17 protein-coding genes are annotated in these 19,205 nt (G+C 35.7%); all 17 read left to right on the top strand.

The window, feature by feature from the left end; genetic code table 11:
* Window positions 1-8 precede the first annotated feature (8 nt).
* A complete protein-coding gene (locus tag HN014_RS02780) occupies window positions 9-359 on the top strand; it encodes a hypothetical protein (RefSeq protein WP_176027369.1) in 351 nt (116 codons plus the stop codon).
* A 460-nt stretch (window positions 360-819) separates the two neighbouring features.
* Entirely contained in the window at window positions 820-3,204 is a 2,385-nt protein-coding gene (locus HN014_RS22700; RefSeq protein WP_176027368.1) for a TonB-dependent receptor, read from the top strand.
* 4 nt (window positions 3,205-3,208) lie between these two features.
* On the top strand, window positions 3,209-4,114 hold the full coding sequence (locus tag HN014_RS02770; RefSeq protein WP_176027367.1) for a DJ-1/PfpI family protein: 906 nt from the start codon (window positions 3,209-3,211) through the stop codon (window positions 4,112-4,114).
* A gap of 431 nt (window positions 4,115-4,545) precedes the next feature.
* Window positions 4,546-5,520, top strand: a complete 975-nt coding sequence (locus HN014_RS02765) for a ribonucleotide-diphosphate reductase subunit beta (RefSeq protein WP_176027366.1) — start codon at window positions 4,546-4,548, stop codon at window positions 5,518-5,520.
* Between the two features lie 184 nt (window positions 5,521-5,704).
* A complete protein-coding gene (locus tag HN014_RS02760) occupies window positions 5,705-7,354 on the top strand; it encodes a ribonucleoside-diphosphate reductase subunit alpha (protein WP_176027365.1) in 1,650 nt (549 codons plus the stop codon).
* Between the two features lie 10 nt (window positions 7,355-7,364).
* Window positions 7,365-7,760, top strand: a complete 396-nt coding sequence (locus tag HN014_RS02755) for a hypothetical protein (RefSeq protein WP_176027364.1) — start codon at window positions 7,365-7,367, stop codon at window positions 7,758-7,760.
* 146 nt (window positions 7,761-7,906) lie between these two features.
* The gene (locus HN014_RS02750) at window positions 7,907-9,406 is read left to right on the top strand and encodes an ankyrin repeat domain-containing protein (RefSeq protein WP_254884079.1); all 1,500 of its coding nucleotides are present in this window, start codon (window positions 7,907-7,909) and stop codon (window positions 9,404-9,406) included.
* Window positions 9,403-9,906: a DUF2271 domain-containing protein gene (locus HN014_RS02745; RefSeq protein WP_254884078.1), complete on the top strand. Its 504-nt coding sequence runs from the start codon at window positions 9,403-9,405 to the stop codon at window positions 9,904-9,906. Before HN014_RS02750 ends, HN014_RS02745 begins: the two co-directional genes overlap by 4 nt.
* Window positions 9,907-10,218: 312 nt before the next feature.
* Entirely contained in the window at window positions 10,219-11,226 is a 1,008-nt protein-coding gene (locus HN014_RS02740; protein ID WP_176027363.1) for a serine/threonine dehydratase, read from the top strand.
* A 40-nt stretch (window positions 11,227-11,266) separates the two neighbouring features.
* A complete protein-coding gene (locus HN014_RS02735) occupies window positions 11,267-11,719 on the top strand; it encodes a tRNA (cytidine(34)-2'-O)-methyltransferase (protein ID WP_176027362.1) in 453 nt (150 codons plus the stop codon).
* A gap of 14 nt (window positions 11,720-11,733) precedes the next feature.
* A complete protein-coding gene (locus HN014_RS02730; RefSeq protein ID WP_176027361.1) occupies window positions 11,734-12,321 on the top strand; it encodes a Crp/Fnr family transcriptional regulator in 588 nt (195 codons plus the stop codon).
* Between the two features lie 68 nt (window positions 12,322-12,389).
* Entirely contained in the window at window positions 12,390-13,094 is a 705-nt protein-coding gene (locus HN014_RS02725) for a DJ-1/PfpI family protein (protein ID WP_176027360.1), read from the top strand.
* A gap of 121 nt (window positions 13,095-13,215) precedes the next feature.
* Window positions 13,216-13,869: a LysE family translocator gene (locus tag HN014_RS02720; RefSeq protein ID WP_217704361.1), complete on the top strand. Its 654-nt coding sequence runs from the start codon at window positions 13,216-13,218 to the stop codon at window positions 13,867-13,869.
* 151 nt (window positions 13,870-14,020) lie between these two features.
* Window positions 14,021-14,524, top strand: a complete 504-nt coding sequence (locus tag HN014_RS02715) for a sigma-70 family RNA polymerase sigma factor (RefSeq protein WP_176027359.1) — start codon at window positions 14,021-14,023, stop codon at window positions 14,522-14,524.
* 54 nt (window positions 14,525-14,578) lie between these two features.
* Window positions 14,579-15,535: a FecR family protein gene (locus tag HN014_RS02710; RefSeq protein ID WP_176027358.1), complete on the top strand. Its 957-nt coding sequence runs from the start codon at window positions 14,579-14,581 to the stop codon at window positions 15,533-15,535.
* 90 nt (window positions 15,536-15,625) lie between these two features.
* Entirely contained in the window at window positions 15,626-18,358 is a 2,733-nt protein-coding gene (locus HN014_RS02705; RefSeq protein ID WP_176027357.1) for a TonB-dependent receptor, read from the top strand.
* A gap of 6 nt (window positions 18,359-18,364) precedes the next feature.
* The gene (locus tag HN014_RS02700) at window positions 18,365-19,204 is read left to right on the top strand and encodes a DUF4249 family protein (RefSeq protein ID WP_176027356.1); all 840 of its coding nucleotides are present in this window, start codon (window positions 18,365-18,367) and stop codon (window positions 19,202-19,204) included.
* Window position 19,205 lies beyond the last annotated feature (1 nt).

Raw genomic sequence — 19,205 nt, 5'->3', positions numbered from 1 at the left:
TACTATTAATGATATTTGTTATTAGACCGGTTTCCCAGTTTAGCGGGATGGTGTATTATCAATTAAATATTGACGAAATTATTGAGAAATATTGCGTTAATAAAGAACGCCCTATGTTGAGGTGTAATGGAAAATGTCACCTCTCTAAACAAATGAACTTCTCTCTACAGAATAAGGGAAGAACAGGAGAAAAAATAGTTCGGATAGCAGAAAGCTTTATTCCCGTTTATTATGAAAATCTTCATGTAACCATAAAAGAATTACAAATACCTTTCTATTCTAAAACCAATTGGAGATGGGAAGAAATCCATTTCATGGAAGTGTACTATCCAATTGACCATCCTCCTCGTTTTGTGTAAGCCGAACAGAGGAAAAAATTTTACTTCATAACCAATTTTAGTTTTGTGCTATAGCATTTGATTTCTTAGAGTAGGTTCAACTACTTATGTGAAGATCCGAATGCCATGACCAGAGGTCTCTATGTAGGGTATTGTACTGGTATAGACTGCTATTGAATAGATTGTTCGATGTAATCTATTAGATCAAATCGTACAATGTATGGTGTTGAAAAAGATAAGACCCTCTGAGAGAAAACATCCGATTTTTGGTTATACAGATAAGATAGTCTTATCACTGATAGCATAGTATCTAAACACTACCAGAGTGATCGGAGTATGCTATGACCAAAAGCGCAGCTCATCTAAACAAAATTAAATGATGCATCTATAGTAAAGAAAAATAGATGTGAGGTAGTGTATACTATTTCGTATAATGTGTTGTTTTTAAATGAATTGTATACACATTACTAACAATAAACCAATGAAGTTAAAAAAAGCAGTCATAGGGATCTTTCTCTTAGTAACGATACCTATGTTTTCACAGTCAATTAATGGAGTTGTCACAGCAACTGACGGAACTCCAATCCCTAATGCACATATTGATATACTCAATAGTGATCAGGGAACCATTACCAATACGAAAGGCGTATTTGTATTACCCCTAAGAGAAAAGTTGTTTCGTATTGTCATTTCCAAATTAGGATACACAACAAGAACGATGACCATTATTCCCGATCAGATTTCTCAGGGAGTTGAGGTTGTTTTAGAAAAAACAACTACTTCCTTAGAGGAAATTGTAATAACAGCTCAGAAAAGAGAGCAAACTATAATAGAAACCCCATTAGCAGTGTCCTCATTATCAGGGAAAAAAGTAAATGAGATGAGGGCATGGGATTTTACAACATTAAATGGAGTGGTCCCTAACTATACGTACCATGAATTGGGAGTAGGGTTTCAACAGGTGCAGGTAATTCGGGGGGTGCAGGTTTTTAGTGAAAACCCAGCAGTAGCAACCTATATCGATGGCGTGAATTCTATAGATATATTAGCTAATGGAGTTCAGCTTTCTGAGATTGAGCGAATAGAAGTATTAAGAGGACCACAAGGAACATTGTTTGGTCGAAATGCAATGGGAGGTGTCGTCAATGTTTTGACAAAAAAACCAACCAATAAAACCAGTGGATTTGCAGAAGTAAATCTGGGAAATAGGAACACGCAACGTTATGTAGTAGGCATAAAGACACCTATCATAAAGAATACACTTTTTTTAGGAGTGGATGGAATGTATACGTCTAAACATGGTTTTTTAAGAAATGATACTTCCCAGACCCTTCTTCAGAACACAGCCATTGATGGACACCGGGTTGGAGATGAAGAAAGTTTTTATACCAACCTGTTTTTAAAATGGTTGCCAGGAACTAAGTTTAGTGCCACGTTTAATATAAAACAACAAATGGATATTTCCGATGCTAGTGCATTTTTTACCACTGTAAGTGATGAAAAAATAGCTTTGGCAAATCCAGACAAAATATATCTGAACAGGATAGGAGAACACAAGCGAAATTTAGTTAATACCTCTCTGGCACTTAAGTTTTATGGCTCAGATTTCACCGTATCCTCGATTAGTGCATATCAACGGGTAGGTTTGGAATTTAAGGATATCGAATCAGGGGGATTCTATGCTTCCTTTGATGGGAAAAAAATAGGAGCGCCCCTCGATCCTCAGCAGGTTTTTAGCCAGGAAATACGAATTGATTCCAAAGAAAATGGCAGTCCGATACAATATACAATGGGAGTATATGGGTTCACACAACAAGCATTTTCTCCGGCAAGTAATTTTGCGACAGAAGACCCGGTGAATCTTCCAGGAGGATATATCATTATGAAAAATGAACAGGATAACTTTGGAATAGCTGCTTTTGGTCAGGCAAGTTATAGTATGACGGAAAAAATAAAAATGACAGGGGGAATTCGTTATGATTTTGAAAAAAGGAAGAGTGCCTATAATACATTGGGAGATTTACTTTTTGTGGGAGAAACGATCATAGAAAACAATCCACTAGTAAAAAAAGAAGGGGAGTTCTCTGCGATATCTCCCAAAGTCGCCCTGTCATACATTCCCGGAAAAGAAATGACACTATATGCTAGTTATACCAAAGGATTTAGAGCAGGAGGAATTAACGGACTTAATGTACCTGAAATAGATAAAGAAACTTATGACCCTGAATACTCTGATAATTATGAGGTAGGGTATAAGGCACGTTTGGTAAATAAAAAAATCTATGTATCAGCAACCTCTTTTTTGATTAATTGGAAAGATCTTCAGTTTTCTAATTTAGTAGCACCTCTGACATTTGCAATAGAGAATGTAGGGGATGCAAGATCAATGGGAATAGAATTAGAAGCCTCTGCAATTCCGGTAAAAGGATGGCAACTTGATGTCAGCCTAGGGTATAATGATACTGAATATCAGGACTTTTTGCTGAGAAGAATTGATCCCGTTACATTTGTAGAAATAGAAGAGCAGTTGGAAGGGAATAGGTTATCCAACGCTCCAAAGACGACTCTTTTTATAGCTTCTCAATATACATTTCCTATTAATAGAAAGAACTTGACACTGAGAGGAGAGTTTAGAAATATAGGCACCTACTATACCGATATACAGAATACCCTGGAGCAAGAAAATTACAGTTTATTTAACGCTCGGCTAAGTTATGAAAGCAATGAATTAGATATTGCTGTTTGGGGGCAAAACCTGTTTGATAAACGGTATATAGCATATGGAACGCCTGATACTTCTTTTGGAAGATCGACAAACATGGCAGCTCCCGGAAGTATAGGAATCACATGTAGATATAAATTTTAAAAAAATGAAAAAGAAATATAAATACCTGTCATTACTATTGATCTCATTAGTAGTGTTTTCCTGTGGAGAAAAAGATACGACAAGACACAATGATACGATGGTGGATAGTATTGCGGATGAAGCAGAAGCCTCCAGAGTAATTGATAGCTTACCGGAAATTACCGAAGAAAATCACGATTCGATGATGGACATGTTTTTTGGAAAACCAAAATACAGAGTTAGATCAATTGGGATTCTGGTATACAACGGATGTAATATTCTTGATGTGATGGGACCCAGATATATCTTAGGGCAGATTATGGGAGCAAAGACGAGGCTGGTCGCCTTGGAACCGGGAGTTGTTAAAACAACCTCGGGAATTCAAATTATCCCTGATACCGTAAAAGACTCAGTAGATAAGTTAGATATCTTAGTAATACCAGGAGGATTTAGAGGAACAATCAAGAATGTCTATGATGAGCAATTACATGAATGGATTCGAAAAATAGATAAAACAACTTTTTATACAGCAAGTGTTTGTACCGGCGGATGGGTGTTGGGAGCAACAGGGCTATTAAAAGGAAGAAAAGCGACTACCAACTGGTATAACGCAGAGGAAATGATGGAGAAATACGGGGCTGAATTTGTGAAAAAAAGATATGTACAAGACGGTAAATATTGGACTGCAGCCGGTGTGACAGCAGGAATGGATATGTCATTAGCTATACTTAATGATATTTTGGGAAAAGATTATACTCAGGGGGTGATGTTGGACATGGAGTATGATCCTCACCCACCAATCAAAGGAGGAACTCCGGATAAAACAGGAATTGTGATGAGGTATATGATGAAATCGATGTATGATGCAGGTGTAGAACCGTTGATAGATAGCCTCGAAACAGCTAAAAAATTACGTATGGAGTTACCATAAACTTCATGTTTCAGGGGGAAGAAAAACAGCACTTTTTAGTGCTGTTTTTTATATATATACGATTGATAATCGTCGAAATACTGCCCGAAAAAATAAAAAGTAACTAAAAATAGCAAGAAGTATAAGGGGAAAAGTTTTTTGGTGTAATATGTTGTTTTTAAGGTATTTGTTGCATGTGTTGATAAGATTGTGAAGAACTAAAACAAATCAATAATTATTTAGACTAATTAAAAATTAATTTTGTGTTAATGATGTAAAGTCATAAAGAAGGAAAACAAAAAATCATATCAAGTAAAGACAAGAAAGTAGAAATGCTACCATTGATTGTGGTCATATAAAATTATTGACAACCCCGTCAGATCATTAAAAAATAACAATCAAAACGCAGCGGAAACTGTAAAAGGGTCTTAAACGTTAAAAAAAGAAATAGAATGAGCATTTTTGAAGAAAGAACCAGTTACAAACCATTTGAGTATCCCGAAGTTTTAGAATTTGTCAACGCTTTAAACCATACTTATTGGGTACATTCCGAAGTAGATTTTACCGGAGATATTCAGGACTTCAAAGTCGAGTTATCAGCCTCGGAGCAACATGCGATAAAAAATACATTGTTAGCAATTGCACAAATAGAAGTAACTGTCAAAGCATTTTGGGGAAAACTGTATACACAATTGCCTAAACCAGAGTTTAATGGGTTGGGGAGTACTTTTGCAGAGTGTGAATTTAGGCACTCAGAAGCCTACTCCCGATTATTAGAAGTATTGGATTTAAATGGAGACTTTGAAGCAGCACTAGCATCTCCTCCCTTACGATCGAGAGTCACGCTGCTAAAAAAATACCTGACGTTAGCTCCGGGGCATAGTAAGGAGGATTTTGCAAAATCCCTGGCGGTCTTTTCTTTATTTATAGAAAATGTTTCTTTGTTTAGTCAATTTGCAATTATTCTCTCTTTTACCAGATTCAAAGGATTGCTGAAAAATACAAGTAATATTATTGCATGGACCTCAAAAGATGAGCAAATTCACTCTCAGGCAGGGATTTACATATTCAATATTATCAGGCAAGAATATCCGGATTTTTTTAATGAAGAAACCATACGTGTCATTCAGGAAGCGGCCATAGATTCTATAGAGACAGAAGAAGGGATACTAGATTGGATATTCGAGCAGGGAGAACTAGCTCATTTGCCCAAAAACAGGTTGGTTGCTTTTATGAAGCATCGGGTGAATGAAAGTTTACAAGCTATCGATATTCCTGCCGTTTTTGAAGTAAGTACTCAAGAAATCAATGCGATGCAGTGGTTTGAAGAAGAAGTGTTCGCAAATGCGAATGATGATTTTTTTGCCAAAAGACCTGTTGATTATACCAAACATAATCAATCTTTTACCGCCAATGACCTGTTTTAAGAGGGGATAAAAGCCGAAGTATTTCAAGCATCCGCTTGATATCATATGATTTTATCAAAAAGCAATTACGTGTTTACTATTGATACTAATGTATACATACAGTAATAGCTTCATGCGCTGGGAGTAGTTCTCAAAAGCGTTTACTAAAAACAACACATACATACTATATTAATACCACAACTATATGAAAGCATATCATTGGATATCTGAGGAATCTCAGACCATGTTAGAAAGAGGATATCTTCTAAAGGGAGAAACAGTACAAGATGCTGTAAAAAGAATAACGAACGCTACTGCAATACGATTAAAAAAACCAGCACTTCAATCAAAGTTCGAAGAGTTAATCTCTTATGGGTGGATGTCGCTGTCATCCCCGGTATGGGCAAATATGGGAACCGATAGGGGACTGCCAATTTCATGTTTTGGGTCCTATACAGAAGATACCATAGAGGGAATAACCCATAGCCTTAGTGAGTCTATTATGATGACTAAGATGGGAGGAGGGACCTCAGGTTATTTTGGAGCATTACGTCCCAGGGGAACCAAAATAAAGGATAATGGTGCCTCATCAGGTCCTATCTCATTTCTAAAAATGTTCGATGCTATGGTAGATACCATTTCTCAAGGAGCAGTTCGAAGAGGAGCCTATGCAGCCTATTTGGATATTGATCATCCCGACTGCGAAGAGTTGTTGAATATCAAGGATGTAGGGAATGCTATTCAGAATCTGTTCTTCGGGGTGTGTATTCCTGATTATTGGATGCAGGAAATGATAGATGGAGATACAGAAAAAAGAAGCTTATGGGCAAAAGTATTAAAGTCCAGGCAAGCAAAAGGACTGCCTTATATACAGTTCTCTGATACGGTAAACAAAAATGCAGCAGATGTATATCAGGACAAGGGAATGAGGATTTATAATTCGAATCTCTGTTCTGAAATTTCACTGCCTGCTAATAAAGAAGAATCTTTTGTATGTTGTTTAGCCTCTATGAATATGGAACTATATGACGAATGGAAAGATACAGATGCAGTGGAAACAGCTATATGGTTTTTAGATGGTATAATGGAAGAGTTTATTGCCAAAAGCAAAGGAATGCCCTATATGGAGCGCCCGTATAATTTTGCCAAAAGACATAGAGCTTTGGGGTTAGGTGTTATGGGGTACCATGCGTATTTGCAAAAAAACAGTATCCCTTTTGAGTCTTTTGAAGCAAAACAATTTACCGCCTCCTTTTTTAAGGAACTACAAGGAAAAACGCAGGAAGCTTCCAGGAAATTAGCAGAAGAATTCGGAGAGCCCGAAGTATTAAAGGGGTATGGCAGAAGAAATACAACCTTATTAGCCATTGCACCGACGACTTCATCTTCTTCTATTTTGGGGCAGACATCTCCCGGGATAGAGCCTTATAATAGTAATTATTACAAAGTAGGTTTGGCCAAAGGGAACTTTACCAGAAGAAATAAGTTTTTAAAATCCCTGTTGGCAGAAAAAGGGAAAGATCTGCCAGAAATATGGAGTTCGATTCTTATGAAACATGGTTCTGTTCAACATTTAGATTGTTTGACAGAACACGAAAAAGCCGTTTTTAAAACGTTTAAGGAAATTAATCCATACGAAATTATAACTCAGGCATCTATTCGTCAGAAATATATTGATCAAAGTCAATCACTCAATATTAATATTTCCCCGGATATTCCTATTAAAGAAGTAAATCAATTGATGATCGAGGCCTGGAAATTAGGAGTAAAATCATTGTATTATCAGCGTTCAGAATCCGTAGCTCATCGTTTAGTAAATTCTTTTAAGGATAGCTGTGAAGCCTGTGCATCATAATTTTTTACTTATGGAAACAAGAAATAAACTCATTGTTCTATGGATATTATTATTAATTGGAATGATGCTACATTTTAATTATCACATAAGTGGTGTATTTTATGGGATCGATATCAAGAGACCGGATGCCAATGGAGAAGAACCTGCCTCTATTCATATAATACGAGGGATATACTATCACCTCCCTTTTCTCTGGATTGTGATATTACTATACACTAAAAGAAGAATAACTCACTACATTCTTTTGGTAATAAGTGTATTGTATACGCTGTCGCATGGAATGCATTTATTTGAGGAAATATCCGGAACATCCCGTAATTTCTCCCAATTAACACTCTTAAGTATTGTATTGGTTGTATCCTTAATTTCAGCTGTAGAACACTATAGATTGACGAGGAATAACTAGTACTTAAAAGAAGGTATACGTGTAAATTTAACTACTTGATAGATACAACGTATACCTTTTTTTTGTTTCTTTGTTCTTAATTAGATTAATTCTAAATAATAAATATTGATCCGTCAATATGTTAATTACCACTATTAATTAAGTGTATGATGAAAAGAGCAATAGCAGTTTATACAGTCATTTTACTATGCATCGGCAGCTTGAAGATAACTGCTCAGGAAAGTAACCCGTTTCATGACCGCGCGTATTGGAAGACAAATCCGACCATATCCAGTGTAGAGACTAAAATTAAAAAAGGAGCTTCTCCTACGGCTTCGAACTCTCATGGGTTTGATGCAGTATGTTATGCGATTCTGGAGAAGGCATCCAATGAAACAATTATTCATTTGATAAACAAAGGAAATGATGTGAACAAAAGAACGCATGATGCAAGAACATACATTTTTTGGGCAGCCTACAAAGGAAATTTAGAACTGATGAAATATCTGGTGGCTAATGGAGCCAAAACCGATATTGTTGATGGTACCGGATATTCTTTATTGTTATTTGCAGCAGTGACCGGACAGACAGATAAGAAAATATATGAGTACTGTATTGCTCAGGGAGCAGATGTTGTAAACGAAGTAAATAAAGATGGAGCAAATGCATTATTATTGATATTACCACATCTGAATGACTTTGATCTGGTAACCTATTTCACTAAAAAGGGACTAGATCTCTATGGTGAAGATACGTTAGGAAATAACGCCTTTAATTATGCGGCTAAGAAAGCTAATATTCCAATACTGGAGCAGCTTAAGAAAAAAGGAATTTCTCATAATGGGAAGAACGAAGAAGGAGGAAATGCCATGATAATGGCTAGTAGAACCCGAAGAAAAGCCAATCCACTTTCTTTTTTTAAGTATTTAGAGAATTTAGGAGTTGCCTCTAATGTGACAACCAATAAAGGAATTACTCCCCTTCATGGATTAGCCTATAATGCAAAAGATACCGCTGTTTTTGAATATTTTGTATCAAAAGGAGTGGATGTTAATCAAAAAGATGTGAATGGAAATACCGCTCTTATCAATGCTGCTTATAGAAACACCTTACCGGTAGTAACGCTATTAGCAAATAAAGGAAAAGATGTTACAATCACAAATAATGAAGGAGTTTCTGCATTGGCAAGAGCAGTCCAGAGAAATACCCCAGAAATAGTTGAGTTTTTACTAACAGCAGGAGCCAATGTAAATGCAGTGGATAAAAAAGGAAATACGATCGGATATTACTTAATTAAATCATTCAGCTCAAAGAAGGAAAATGACTTTGATAAAAAAGTAGCGCTGTTAAAAAAACATGGGTGGAATAGTCAAATCTCCGAAGGAAATGGAAGTACCTTATTTCATATTGCTATGGAGAAACACAGTATTCCTCTGTTAAAGAAAATACATGCTATGGGGATTAATATAAACACAAAGGATAAAAACGGTAATACCGCGTTGCACCTTGCTGCAATGAAATCCAAAAATCCAAAAATCCTAAAGTATTTAATGACCATAGGTGCAGATAAAAAGATTGTAACAGAATTCAATGAGAGCGTATATGATCTGGCCACTGAAAATGAACTTTTAAAAGAAAATAATTCTAGTTTAAACTTTTTGAAATGATACGAAATGCAATGCTAAAAAAGACAGGCTGGTTCTTTAATGGTCTGTTAATAGTGCTCTTTTTGACCAGTAGTGCCGTTAGAGAAGATATGACCCGGTATAAGTGCATGCTCCAGATGAAGAATTATACTGGAGAAAAAGCCTATGTAATTATTTCTTTAATGAGCCCGGAAGGAACCTATGAGAAAACACTCTATGTGAATGGAGATGATACAGAATGGTATAGTGATATTCCAGCATGGTGGGATTTCCAGGGAAAAAAAAGAGCTGATTTAGATGCGATAACAGGAGCGACCATCGGTAATGGCGAACGGAAAATACAGCTGATAGAAATACCTAGTGATAAAATAGATGCAGGGTATAAAATTAGATTTGAAACAGCAGTAGAAGATCAGGAATATTACGAAAAAGATATCGAAGTAGCATTGACATCCGCTATTACAAAAGAAAAGCATACAGGAAAAGGATATATACGATATGTGCGATTGTTAACAGAATAAAATATATACAAAATGATTCTACTTTTATTGTAATATACCTCTTACGTATTTACAAGCATCCTAACTCACTTTAAAAAAGTAGAAGAAAGAAGGAGAGACGATACTAAACTGGCATTGTGTTTTTACGTTGTTCTCTCCTTTCTTATATCCTATATATTCGTTAAAAAAAAGATAAGATTTAATTGATTGTATTACTTTTATACCTAAGAGTAAACCCGCATAATGATAGCAGTGTAGACTCAAATTTCCCCGTAAGAAAATGATACCTCGCTTTTAGAATAAAAAAAGAGGTATAGTATAAAAGGAAGCCTTATGAAGTTTTTAAACATATCTGATGTGCGAAGTGCAAGAGAACGAATAGCTCCTCATGTAACCCGAACACCCATAGTACAATCATCATTGCTAAACCAATGGATGGGGCATGATATTTATTTTAAAGCAGAATGTCTTCAGAGCGTTGGAGCTTTTAAAGCTCGGGGAGCCTGTAATACTATTTCATGGTTAGCAGAAAATAATCGTATTCCTAAACATATTGTAGCAAATAGCTCGGGCAATCATGCACAGGCAGTAGCATGGGCAGCTAGTAGGTTAGGGGTATCTGCAACTATTTTTATGCCATCGTATTCTTCTCAGGTAAAAATTCAGGCAACAGCCTCTTATGGGGCATCAGTCGTATTGTGTGATACCCGCGATATTGCAGATCAGAAAGTAAGAGAGGCATCTGAAAAAGAAGGAACCGTATGGATTCCTCCATTTAATCACGAACAGGTAATTTCAGGGCAAGGAACCGCTGTATTAGAAGCGATAGAAGAAACAGGAGAGGTCGATGCTATTTTTGCTCCCTGTGGAGGTGGAGGATTGCTATCAGGAAGTCTTATTGCCTCAAGGGGGATATCTGCAAAAACAAAAGTAATCGGAGCAGAACCACTGGCAGGAAATGATGCTGCTCAATCATTGCGAGCTAATAAAATTCATCGTTTGTCAGAAGCACCCAATACATTGGCAGACGGAGCCATGACACTAGCCGTAGGAGAAATTACTTTTGAATACCTCAAACAATTGGATGCTTTTTATGAAATAGGAGAAGACAAAATGATCTATTGGACACAGTGGTTAACACATTTGCTTAAGCTACATATAGAACCTACCAGTGCCTTAGCTATGGCAGGAGCAGCAAAATGGTTATCAGAACAATCATCGAGAAAAAAAATACTCATTATACTATCAGGGGGTAATATTGATCATAATACAAATCGTACAATTTGGAAAGAAGACCAATTGTCGAATCCTCCCTCTTTATCTATGAAAAACCATTTTTGAAATAAAATTTACTAGTATCTTGCCTTCCAAAAGTGTTATTATGCCATATCATATTGTTCTTGTAGAACCAGAAATACCAACAAATACGGGAAATATAGGAAGATTGAGCCTGGCTTCAGGGGCTCATCTTCATCTGATTAAACCTTTTGGTTTTGAGATTGATGACTCCAGGTTAAAGCGAGCTGGTCTCGACTACTGGAAACACATTTCATTGACGGTTTATGATAGTGTAGAAGCATTTTTTGAAAAAAATAAAGATAAAAAGATGGCTTTTTTTTCTAGTCATGGAGAAAAATCTCATTGGGATATCCCTTTTGAAGATGACATGTTTTTGATTTTTGGAAAAGAATCTGTAGGACTTTCAGAAGAAATTGTTCAGAAACATCAGGATCAAGTATACAAAATACCAATGTATAGCGAGCATATTCGCAGTCTTAATTTAGCAAATGCAGTAAGCATTGTAGTATACGAAGGACTTCGGCAATTACAGTAACATATCGTACTAAAATGAAAACAGAAATTGATCCGAACCTGGCAGAATATATCAAGCGATATATCTCAATTTCTGATGAAGAGCTAACACTTGTAGCTTCCTTTTTGACATCTAAAAAATTGAAGAAAAAAGAATATCTTCTTCAGGAAGGAAGAATATGTCATTCCAGGTATTTTGTAACAAAAGGATGTTTTCGCGTATACTATTTAGATCCTAAAGGGGTTGAGCAGATTGTGCATTTTGGTCTAGAGTATTGGTGGATTACGGATTACAATAGTCTGATAGCACAATGCCCTTCTGTAATGAATATTCAGGCAATCGAAGATGCAGAGGTTTTAGTTCTGAATGAAGAAAAACTAGAAGAATTATGTGCTAAATTGCCTAAAATAGAACGTTTTTTTAGGAAAATAATGGAAAAAACCTATATGGCAATTCAGAAAAGAATGGAATATATGTTTAGTATGTCCGGAGAAGAAATGTACGATGTGTTTGTTACGGCAAATCCTGAATTTGCCCGAAGAGTCCCCCAGTATATGTTAGCTTCTTATCTCGGTTTTACACCTGAATTTTTAAGTAAAATGAAAGCAAAAAAATATAAGTAGTTTCTTAATCTTGATTAATTTTTTTGAGTTTTTTCTCCAGTAGTTTTGAGATATCAAAAAACAGTTTTATGAGAAGAACAATCTTATTTTTCTTGATGATCAGTCTAATAGGCTGCTCTCCGAAAAAAGAAAAAGATACACAATCGATTAATCAAACAAGAAACATGAAAACAAAACAACTGATCCAGGGTATACCCACTATTGGTGTCCTTATTTTTGACGGATTCCTAACGAATGAAGTGATAGCGCCTATTGATGTATTTGCGAAACCGGATAAAGAAGGAACCCCGCTGTTTAATGTTGTAACACTGGCCAAGGAGCAAAGAGCATACAAAAGTGAAGAAGGTCTGGTCGTTTTTCCCGATTTTAAGCTGGAAGAAACCCCGAATCTCAATGTCTTGGTTATCCCGAGCTCTTATCATCCTGATGTGCAGGAAAAAGACACCACATTAATAACATTCATACAAGAACAAAACCAAACGACAGAGTACATAGCTAGTCATTGTGCAGGAGCATTCTTAGTAGGTGCCTCAGGGATTGCAGATCAAAAAGAAATCGTTACATATGTGACCGGAGGCGAAATGTTGCAAAAAGCATATCCTCAGCTGCAGGTTTTGGATGATCGTACCATTTCAGTAGCAAGAGATGGAAAATTTTTCTCGTCTAATGGAGGATTGGTAAGTTATACATCTTCGTTGGATTTATTAGAGAAAATGACTTCGGTAGTACACAGAAAATACGTAGAAGAAGTACTATTATTAGACAGGCTATAAAAATAACCTGTCAAAGACGAGTATGTATCAACAAAGCATGAAGGGGTTTCTTCATGTTTTGTTGTTTTAACTGAAGAAAAGGAGGTTGTAAAGTGTCTGGTAACAAGATAAAAACGTATTTTTGAGGAAGCAGTTTGTAACTTGTGTAATTATGTTTGGGATAGAGAATTTTGGCGCTTTTGTAGCAACAGGCATTTTATTAAATATGACTCCGGGAGCCGGAACTATGTATATTCTGGGAAAAAGCCTCTCTGGAGGAACTAAAAGCGGTGTCATTTCCGTCATGGGAATCTGTACCGGGTCAGCCATGCATACTTTGTTAACTGCTTTTGGACTCTCTGCCTTATTAGCAGAATCTCAACTGGCTTTTGATATTGTAAAATATCTCGGAGCTATATATCTGATAGGACTAGGTTGTAAGCTGATTTTTAGTAACAAAAAAATGGAAGGAGTTCACGTTTCTAAAAAAGAGAGCTATAAAAAAATATACCTGTCAGGAGCATTGACGAACCTGCTAAACCCTAAAGTAGCGTTGTTTTATATTGCTTTTTTACCTCAGTTTGTCAATCCGGAATTCGAAATGCCTTTACTTTCCTTTTTGATACTGGGCTTTACCTATGTCTTTACCGGAGTTTTGTGGTGTACATTATTGGCGATTTTCTCCGCTAGGTTCTCAGAAAAAATTCAACAAAATCAGAAAATAAAAAAATGGCTGGATAAAATCTCTGGAGTTGTTTTTGTTTCTTTTGGAATCAAACTGGCGATAAGTAAATAAAAATAACAGTCAAAACTGTAACTTTATTTCCTGTTTAAGGTCTTATATCAAAATATCTTAACAAAAAAATAAGAAGTGAGTTTTATACATTTCTTTAGAAAAATCATTTAATTTGTTAAGCTCTTATTAAATTAGCTAGACCAACTCAAAGATGATATATCGAAACAAGGAAAAAGAGTTTTCGGACTTATTTGACCAGCACTATACACCTTTATACAATTACGCATTTAAGCGATTGGGAGAAAAAGATATGTCAGAAGAAATTGTGCAGGAAACTTTTATCAAGTTATGGCAGAATTTTGAAAGTGTACAAAAAGAAAAACGATCCGTTCAATCCTACCTGATAATCGTACTGAAAAATAAAATAATCGACTTTTATAGGAAATCAAAAGCCAGAGAAAAAAACACCAATCTTTACTTCATTAATAAAGAGTTATCAGAAGAATTGGATAATGAGTGGGAAATTAACAGTCGAATTCACGAGATTTATAATTCACTTCAGGCAAAAACCGCCGAAATATTTCAGCTTTCCAGAGAAAAAGGACTTACTTATAAAGAAATTGCAGAAAAAAAAGAGATCTCTGTAAAGTCCGTAGAACAGCATGTTTCCAAGGCTTTGACTACTTTTAGAAAGGGACTTAAAGAATTTTTGTAAAAAAAATATAGGGTACCCTTATTCGACAAACGTTATATATATAAAATGTCGAATATGAAATATGATGTAGTAACAGAAGCGATGCTTTGGGCATATGTCTCGGGGAATGCAACAGCAGAAGAAATACAGCAGGTAGAAGCATGGAAAACATCCAATGCATATGATGAGGAACTTTTTCAGGAAATAACCGGAATATATAAGAAGACTTCAGTACTTACTACCGCGGATGTGGTTTCGGCAAAAAAGCAGTTTTTTGATGAAGTGCACAAAGAAAAGACATTCAAAAAAAGAAATCTTTATAAGTATGCTGCAGTTTTGATCGTCTTGGTTCTTTCGGGGATGTATGCATTTTTTTACACATCATCAGATGCGATTACTATTACTACGAATTATGGAGAACGAAAAGAAATCAAACTGCCGGAGGGTTCTTTGATTTGGCTAAATGCCTCGAGCACCATCACGTATGATGAGAAAAACCCAAGGGCTATTTATCTAGAAGGAGAAGCTTTTTTTGAAGTAGCAAAAAATAAAAAAGTTCCCTTTACAGTAGATACTCCGGATCATATCAGAGTAAAAGCACTGGGAACCAGTTTTAATGTGAAGTCCTATGGAAATAAAGCCTATACAGAAACGGTGTTGCTGACAGGTAAAGTAGAAGTAAGCTCAGATAAACATTTTAAAGAAAAGATCCTGATGGATCCGAAAGATAAAGTCACTTTCTATAAAAAAGATAAAAGAATAGAACAAACTGTAGAAAAAACAACCAATACCATTATAGGCTGGAAAGAAGGTAAAATTATATTTAAAAATAAATCGTTTAGAGAAATCGCAACGGACCTAAGTATTCAGTATAATATTAAAATCAACTTTGAAAATGAACAAGTATCCAATTCTAATTTTACGGGAACCTTTGAAGAGAATACACCTATCCAGGAAATATTAGAAACATTGCAACTTATAAAACCGTTTGAATATCAGTCAATGTCTGAAAAAGAGTATGTTATAAAATAAAAGAGTGTGGAGAAACCGCCATTCCTCCACACAGAAAGTCAATAACAAACTCATCACGAGATCAGTATTAATTATCAACTTTTTAAATGTATGAAAATAAAACATTTCATAGGGCTTTTCTATGCCAAAAGTTCTGGAAAAAAACGCGCATTATTAATGAAGCTATCATTATCTATTTATTTGCTGGGTTGCCTTCAACTCATGGCGATAAATACATTTTCACAAGATAAAATATCCTTAGAATTATCCAATGTGCAATTGCACAGTATATTAGAGAAAATAGAAGAACAAACAACCTATAGTTTTGTCTATAATAATGATGAGATAGACGAAAACGAAACCTATAATATCAATGTAGACAATGAATATTTATCAGAAGCATTAAAGCAATTATTCAGGGATACGAGTATACAGTATTCCATACGAAAAAAACATGTGATCTTATCAGGTAAAAAAGATCCAACCAGCAATGGTAATTTTACCATTAGTGGAGAAGTACGAGAAGCAGATACAGGAGAAACCTTGCTAGGAGCAACAATCCTTGTTGTAGGTCAGAATAAAGGAACAGTGTCTAATGAATATGGCTTTTATTCTCTGACATTACCCGAGGGACAATACAAAATTCAGTTTTCATATATAGGTTATGAAAATTACGAAGTAAATGTCGACCTGACTGAAGACAAAAAAATGAATGTAGATTTAAAAATAGCTTCTAATGCATTAGATGAGGTGGTTATTACATCCCCCGAAATCCCTAGTAAGAGTCAGGTAGCTACTATACATTCAGGAGTGTCAACACTAAAGGCGAGAGAAATCAAGAAAATTCCGGCTTTATTAGGAGAGGCAGATGTAACCCGGGCGATTCTAACACAGCCGGGAGTAAGTACCGTTGGAGAAGGAGCTACTGGTTTTAATGTTAGGGGAGGAAATATCGATCAGAATTTAATTCTGTTAGATGAAGCACCTGTGTATAGTTCTTCTCATGTATGGGGATTGTTCTCTGTGTTTAATACAGATGCTATCAAAGATATAAAGCTTTATAAAGGGGGAATTCCTTCGCGGTATGGAGGAAGAGCATCTTCTGTATTAGCGATACGTCAAAAAGAAGGAAGTAATAAGAAATTCAAAGGAGAAGGAGGACTGGGATTACTATTTTCCAGATTGACTCTCGAAGGTCCTATAAAAAAAGAAAAGCTGAGCTTTTTAGTGTCAGGAAGACGTTCTTATTTTGATTTGTTTTTTCCTTTGATGGGAGATGATATCAAGAATAGTAAGGTGTATTTCTATGATCTGAATACTAAGATATCCTGGGATATAAATGAGAATAATAAACTATTTGCTTCCGGATATTTTGGAGCAGATGTGATGAAGTTAAAATTCGATGAAGAAAAGAATGAAGATGGAACTGTAGAAGAGCAGTCGCAAGATATCGATTTTCAATGGAAAAATGCTACAGCAACATTGCGATGGAATCATATTTTTTCTAATAAGTTATTCATGAATGTTTCAGGAATTTACAGTCGATATGATTATAGCCTGGATTCTGATAATGAAGCAGGGGGAGGTGCAGGAAGTACAGGAGCATTTAAGTGGACATCTTCTGTAGAGAATTGGATTTTTAAACCTGATTTTACTTTTTTTCAAAATGTAGATACACAAATCAGATTTGGAGTTAATGGGACATTATATCAATTTACTCCAGCAAAGGTGGAGGTAGATGAAGATGGATTGAATGAGATTAGTTTTCAAAAAGAAAAAGGACTGGAAATTGCTCCATATGCCGAGTATGAAAGAAAATGGGGCGTATTTTCTCTTAATGCGGGAATTCGTTATTCCTGGTTTGGGAATTTAGGACCTTATGATGTAGCAAGTTATGATCCTGATTTTCCAAAATCAGCTACCACCATTACAGGAGTGACAACCTATAAAAAAGGAGAAATTATAGAGGATTTTTCAGGATGGGAACCCAGACTTTCCTTGAAATGGGATATAAAAGACAATGCAGCGGTAAAAGTAGGGTATAACCGAATGTTTCAATATGTACATTTAATCTCTAATACCAGTGCCGCTCTACCATTTGATATTTGGAAACCTTCCGGACCTTTTATAAAACCCTTAGAAGTAAATCAGGTATCAGCAGGGTATGCATATGACACACGCGACCGGGTGTACAATTTTTCTGTAGAAGGGTATTATAAAGATTTTAACAATATTGTAGAGTATAAAAACGGAGCAGATCTGTTTTTGAATGAAAATTTAGAGACCCAACTGCTTACGGGAGAAGGATATTCTTTCGGAACCGAGTTCGGAGTGTATAAAAATAGAGGGAAGTTAACAGGGAACCTTAATTATACATACTCAGAAACCAGAAGAAAAACAAAGAGTGAATTTGCGTCTGAAAATATTAATGATGGAAAGTTTTACCCATCTAATTACGATAAACCACATATGCTGAATATGACAGCAAATTACAAATTAGGAGAAAAATGGACGTTAGGAACATTTTTTACCTATCAAACCGGAAGACCTACTACCAGACCGACAGGAAGGCTAGTGCATAATGGAACTCCTTATCTGACATATTCGAGCCGTAATGCTTTTAGAATATCAGATACCCACAGACTGGATATTTCATTTACCTATGCTCCGAAGCATACCGATAAAAGATGGAAAAGCAGCTGGTCATTCGGGGTGTATAATGTATATGCTAATAAAAACGCATTTTCAGAGTATTCTACATTTAAGAACAATAACTTAAAAACGTTTAGATTCTCATTAATAGGAGCACCTATTCCATTTGTTACGTATAATTTTAAATTTTAAGAAACGATGAAGTCATTATATAAACTTATAGCAGTTTTTTTGTTACTAATACTCGTAGGATGTACCAAAGAAATAGAGATAGATTTTGCACATGAACCACAAGTGTTTATTTCCGGGGTATTGCTTAATCAGACCGGAAATGTGAATGTACATATCCAGCGAACAGTTCCTGTAGATGTAGAAACCATAGATCCTGTAAATGATGCAACAGTATCACTATATCAAAAAGATCAAAGCGGGGTGGTTTCTTTACTGACCAATAACTTTACAGCGACTAATGGTACGTATACCAGTCTGGAAACCTTGTCTCCGGTATTAAATAATATGTATTGGGTAGAAGTTGAACTAGCAGACGGAACCAACTACAGATCAGCAGAAGAAAGATTAAAACCTCCGGTAGAATTAAAAGAGGTAACCAGAAAAAATGGATTAACCAGAGTGGTGTTTAAAGATCCTGCGGATGATATTAATTTCTATTTAGTGCATTTTTCTTATTCGAATAATGGTCAATTTATATCGGACGAATATTTGGTAGCCAATGATAAGTTATTCGATGGGAATGACCAGGCATTTGTAGAAGATGATGATGATACAGGGAATTATGTGACCGTGACGGTGTATAATATCAATTTTCAGACCTATCAGTTTCACTTAAATGCCCTTTTGCAGAGAGAAGATCAGATCGACGAAGGAGATGATGATGATGATGACTCCGGAGATCCCGGAAGGTTATTTTCTTCCCCACCAGCACATCTGATCGGTAATATTATTAACGTAGAAACAAACAAAGCAGCCTTGGGATATTTCGGAATTTCCAGTGTGAGTTCTATAGAAGGTTCGCTCTGAT

The sequence above is a fragment of the Aquimarina sp. TRL1 genome, from assembly GCF_013365535.1.
Lineage (GTDB): Bacteria > Bacteroidota > Bacteroidia > Flavobacteriales > Flavobacteriaceae > Aquimarina > Aquimarina hainanensis.
The sequence above is the reverse complement of the archived record's forward strand: the minus strand, read 5'-3'. Positions and strand labels throughout refer to the sequence as shown.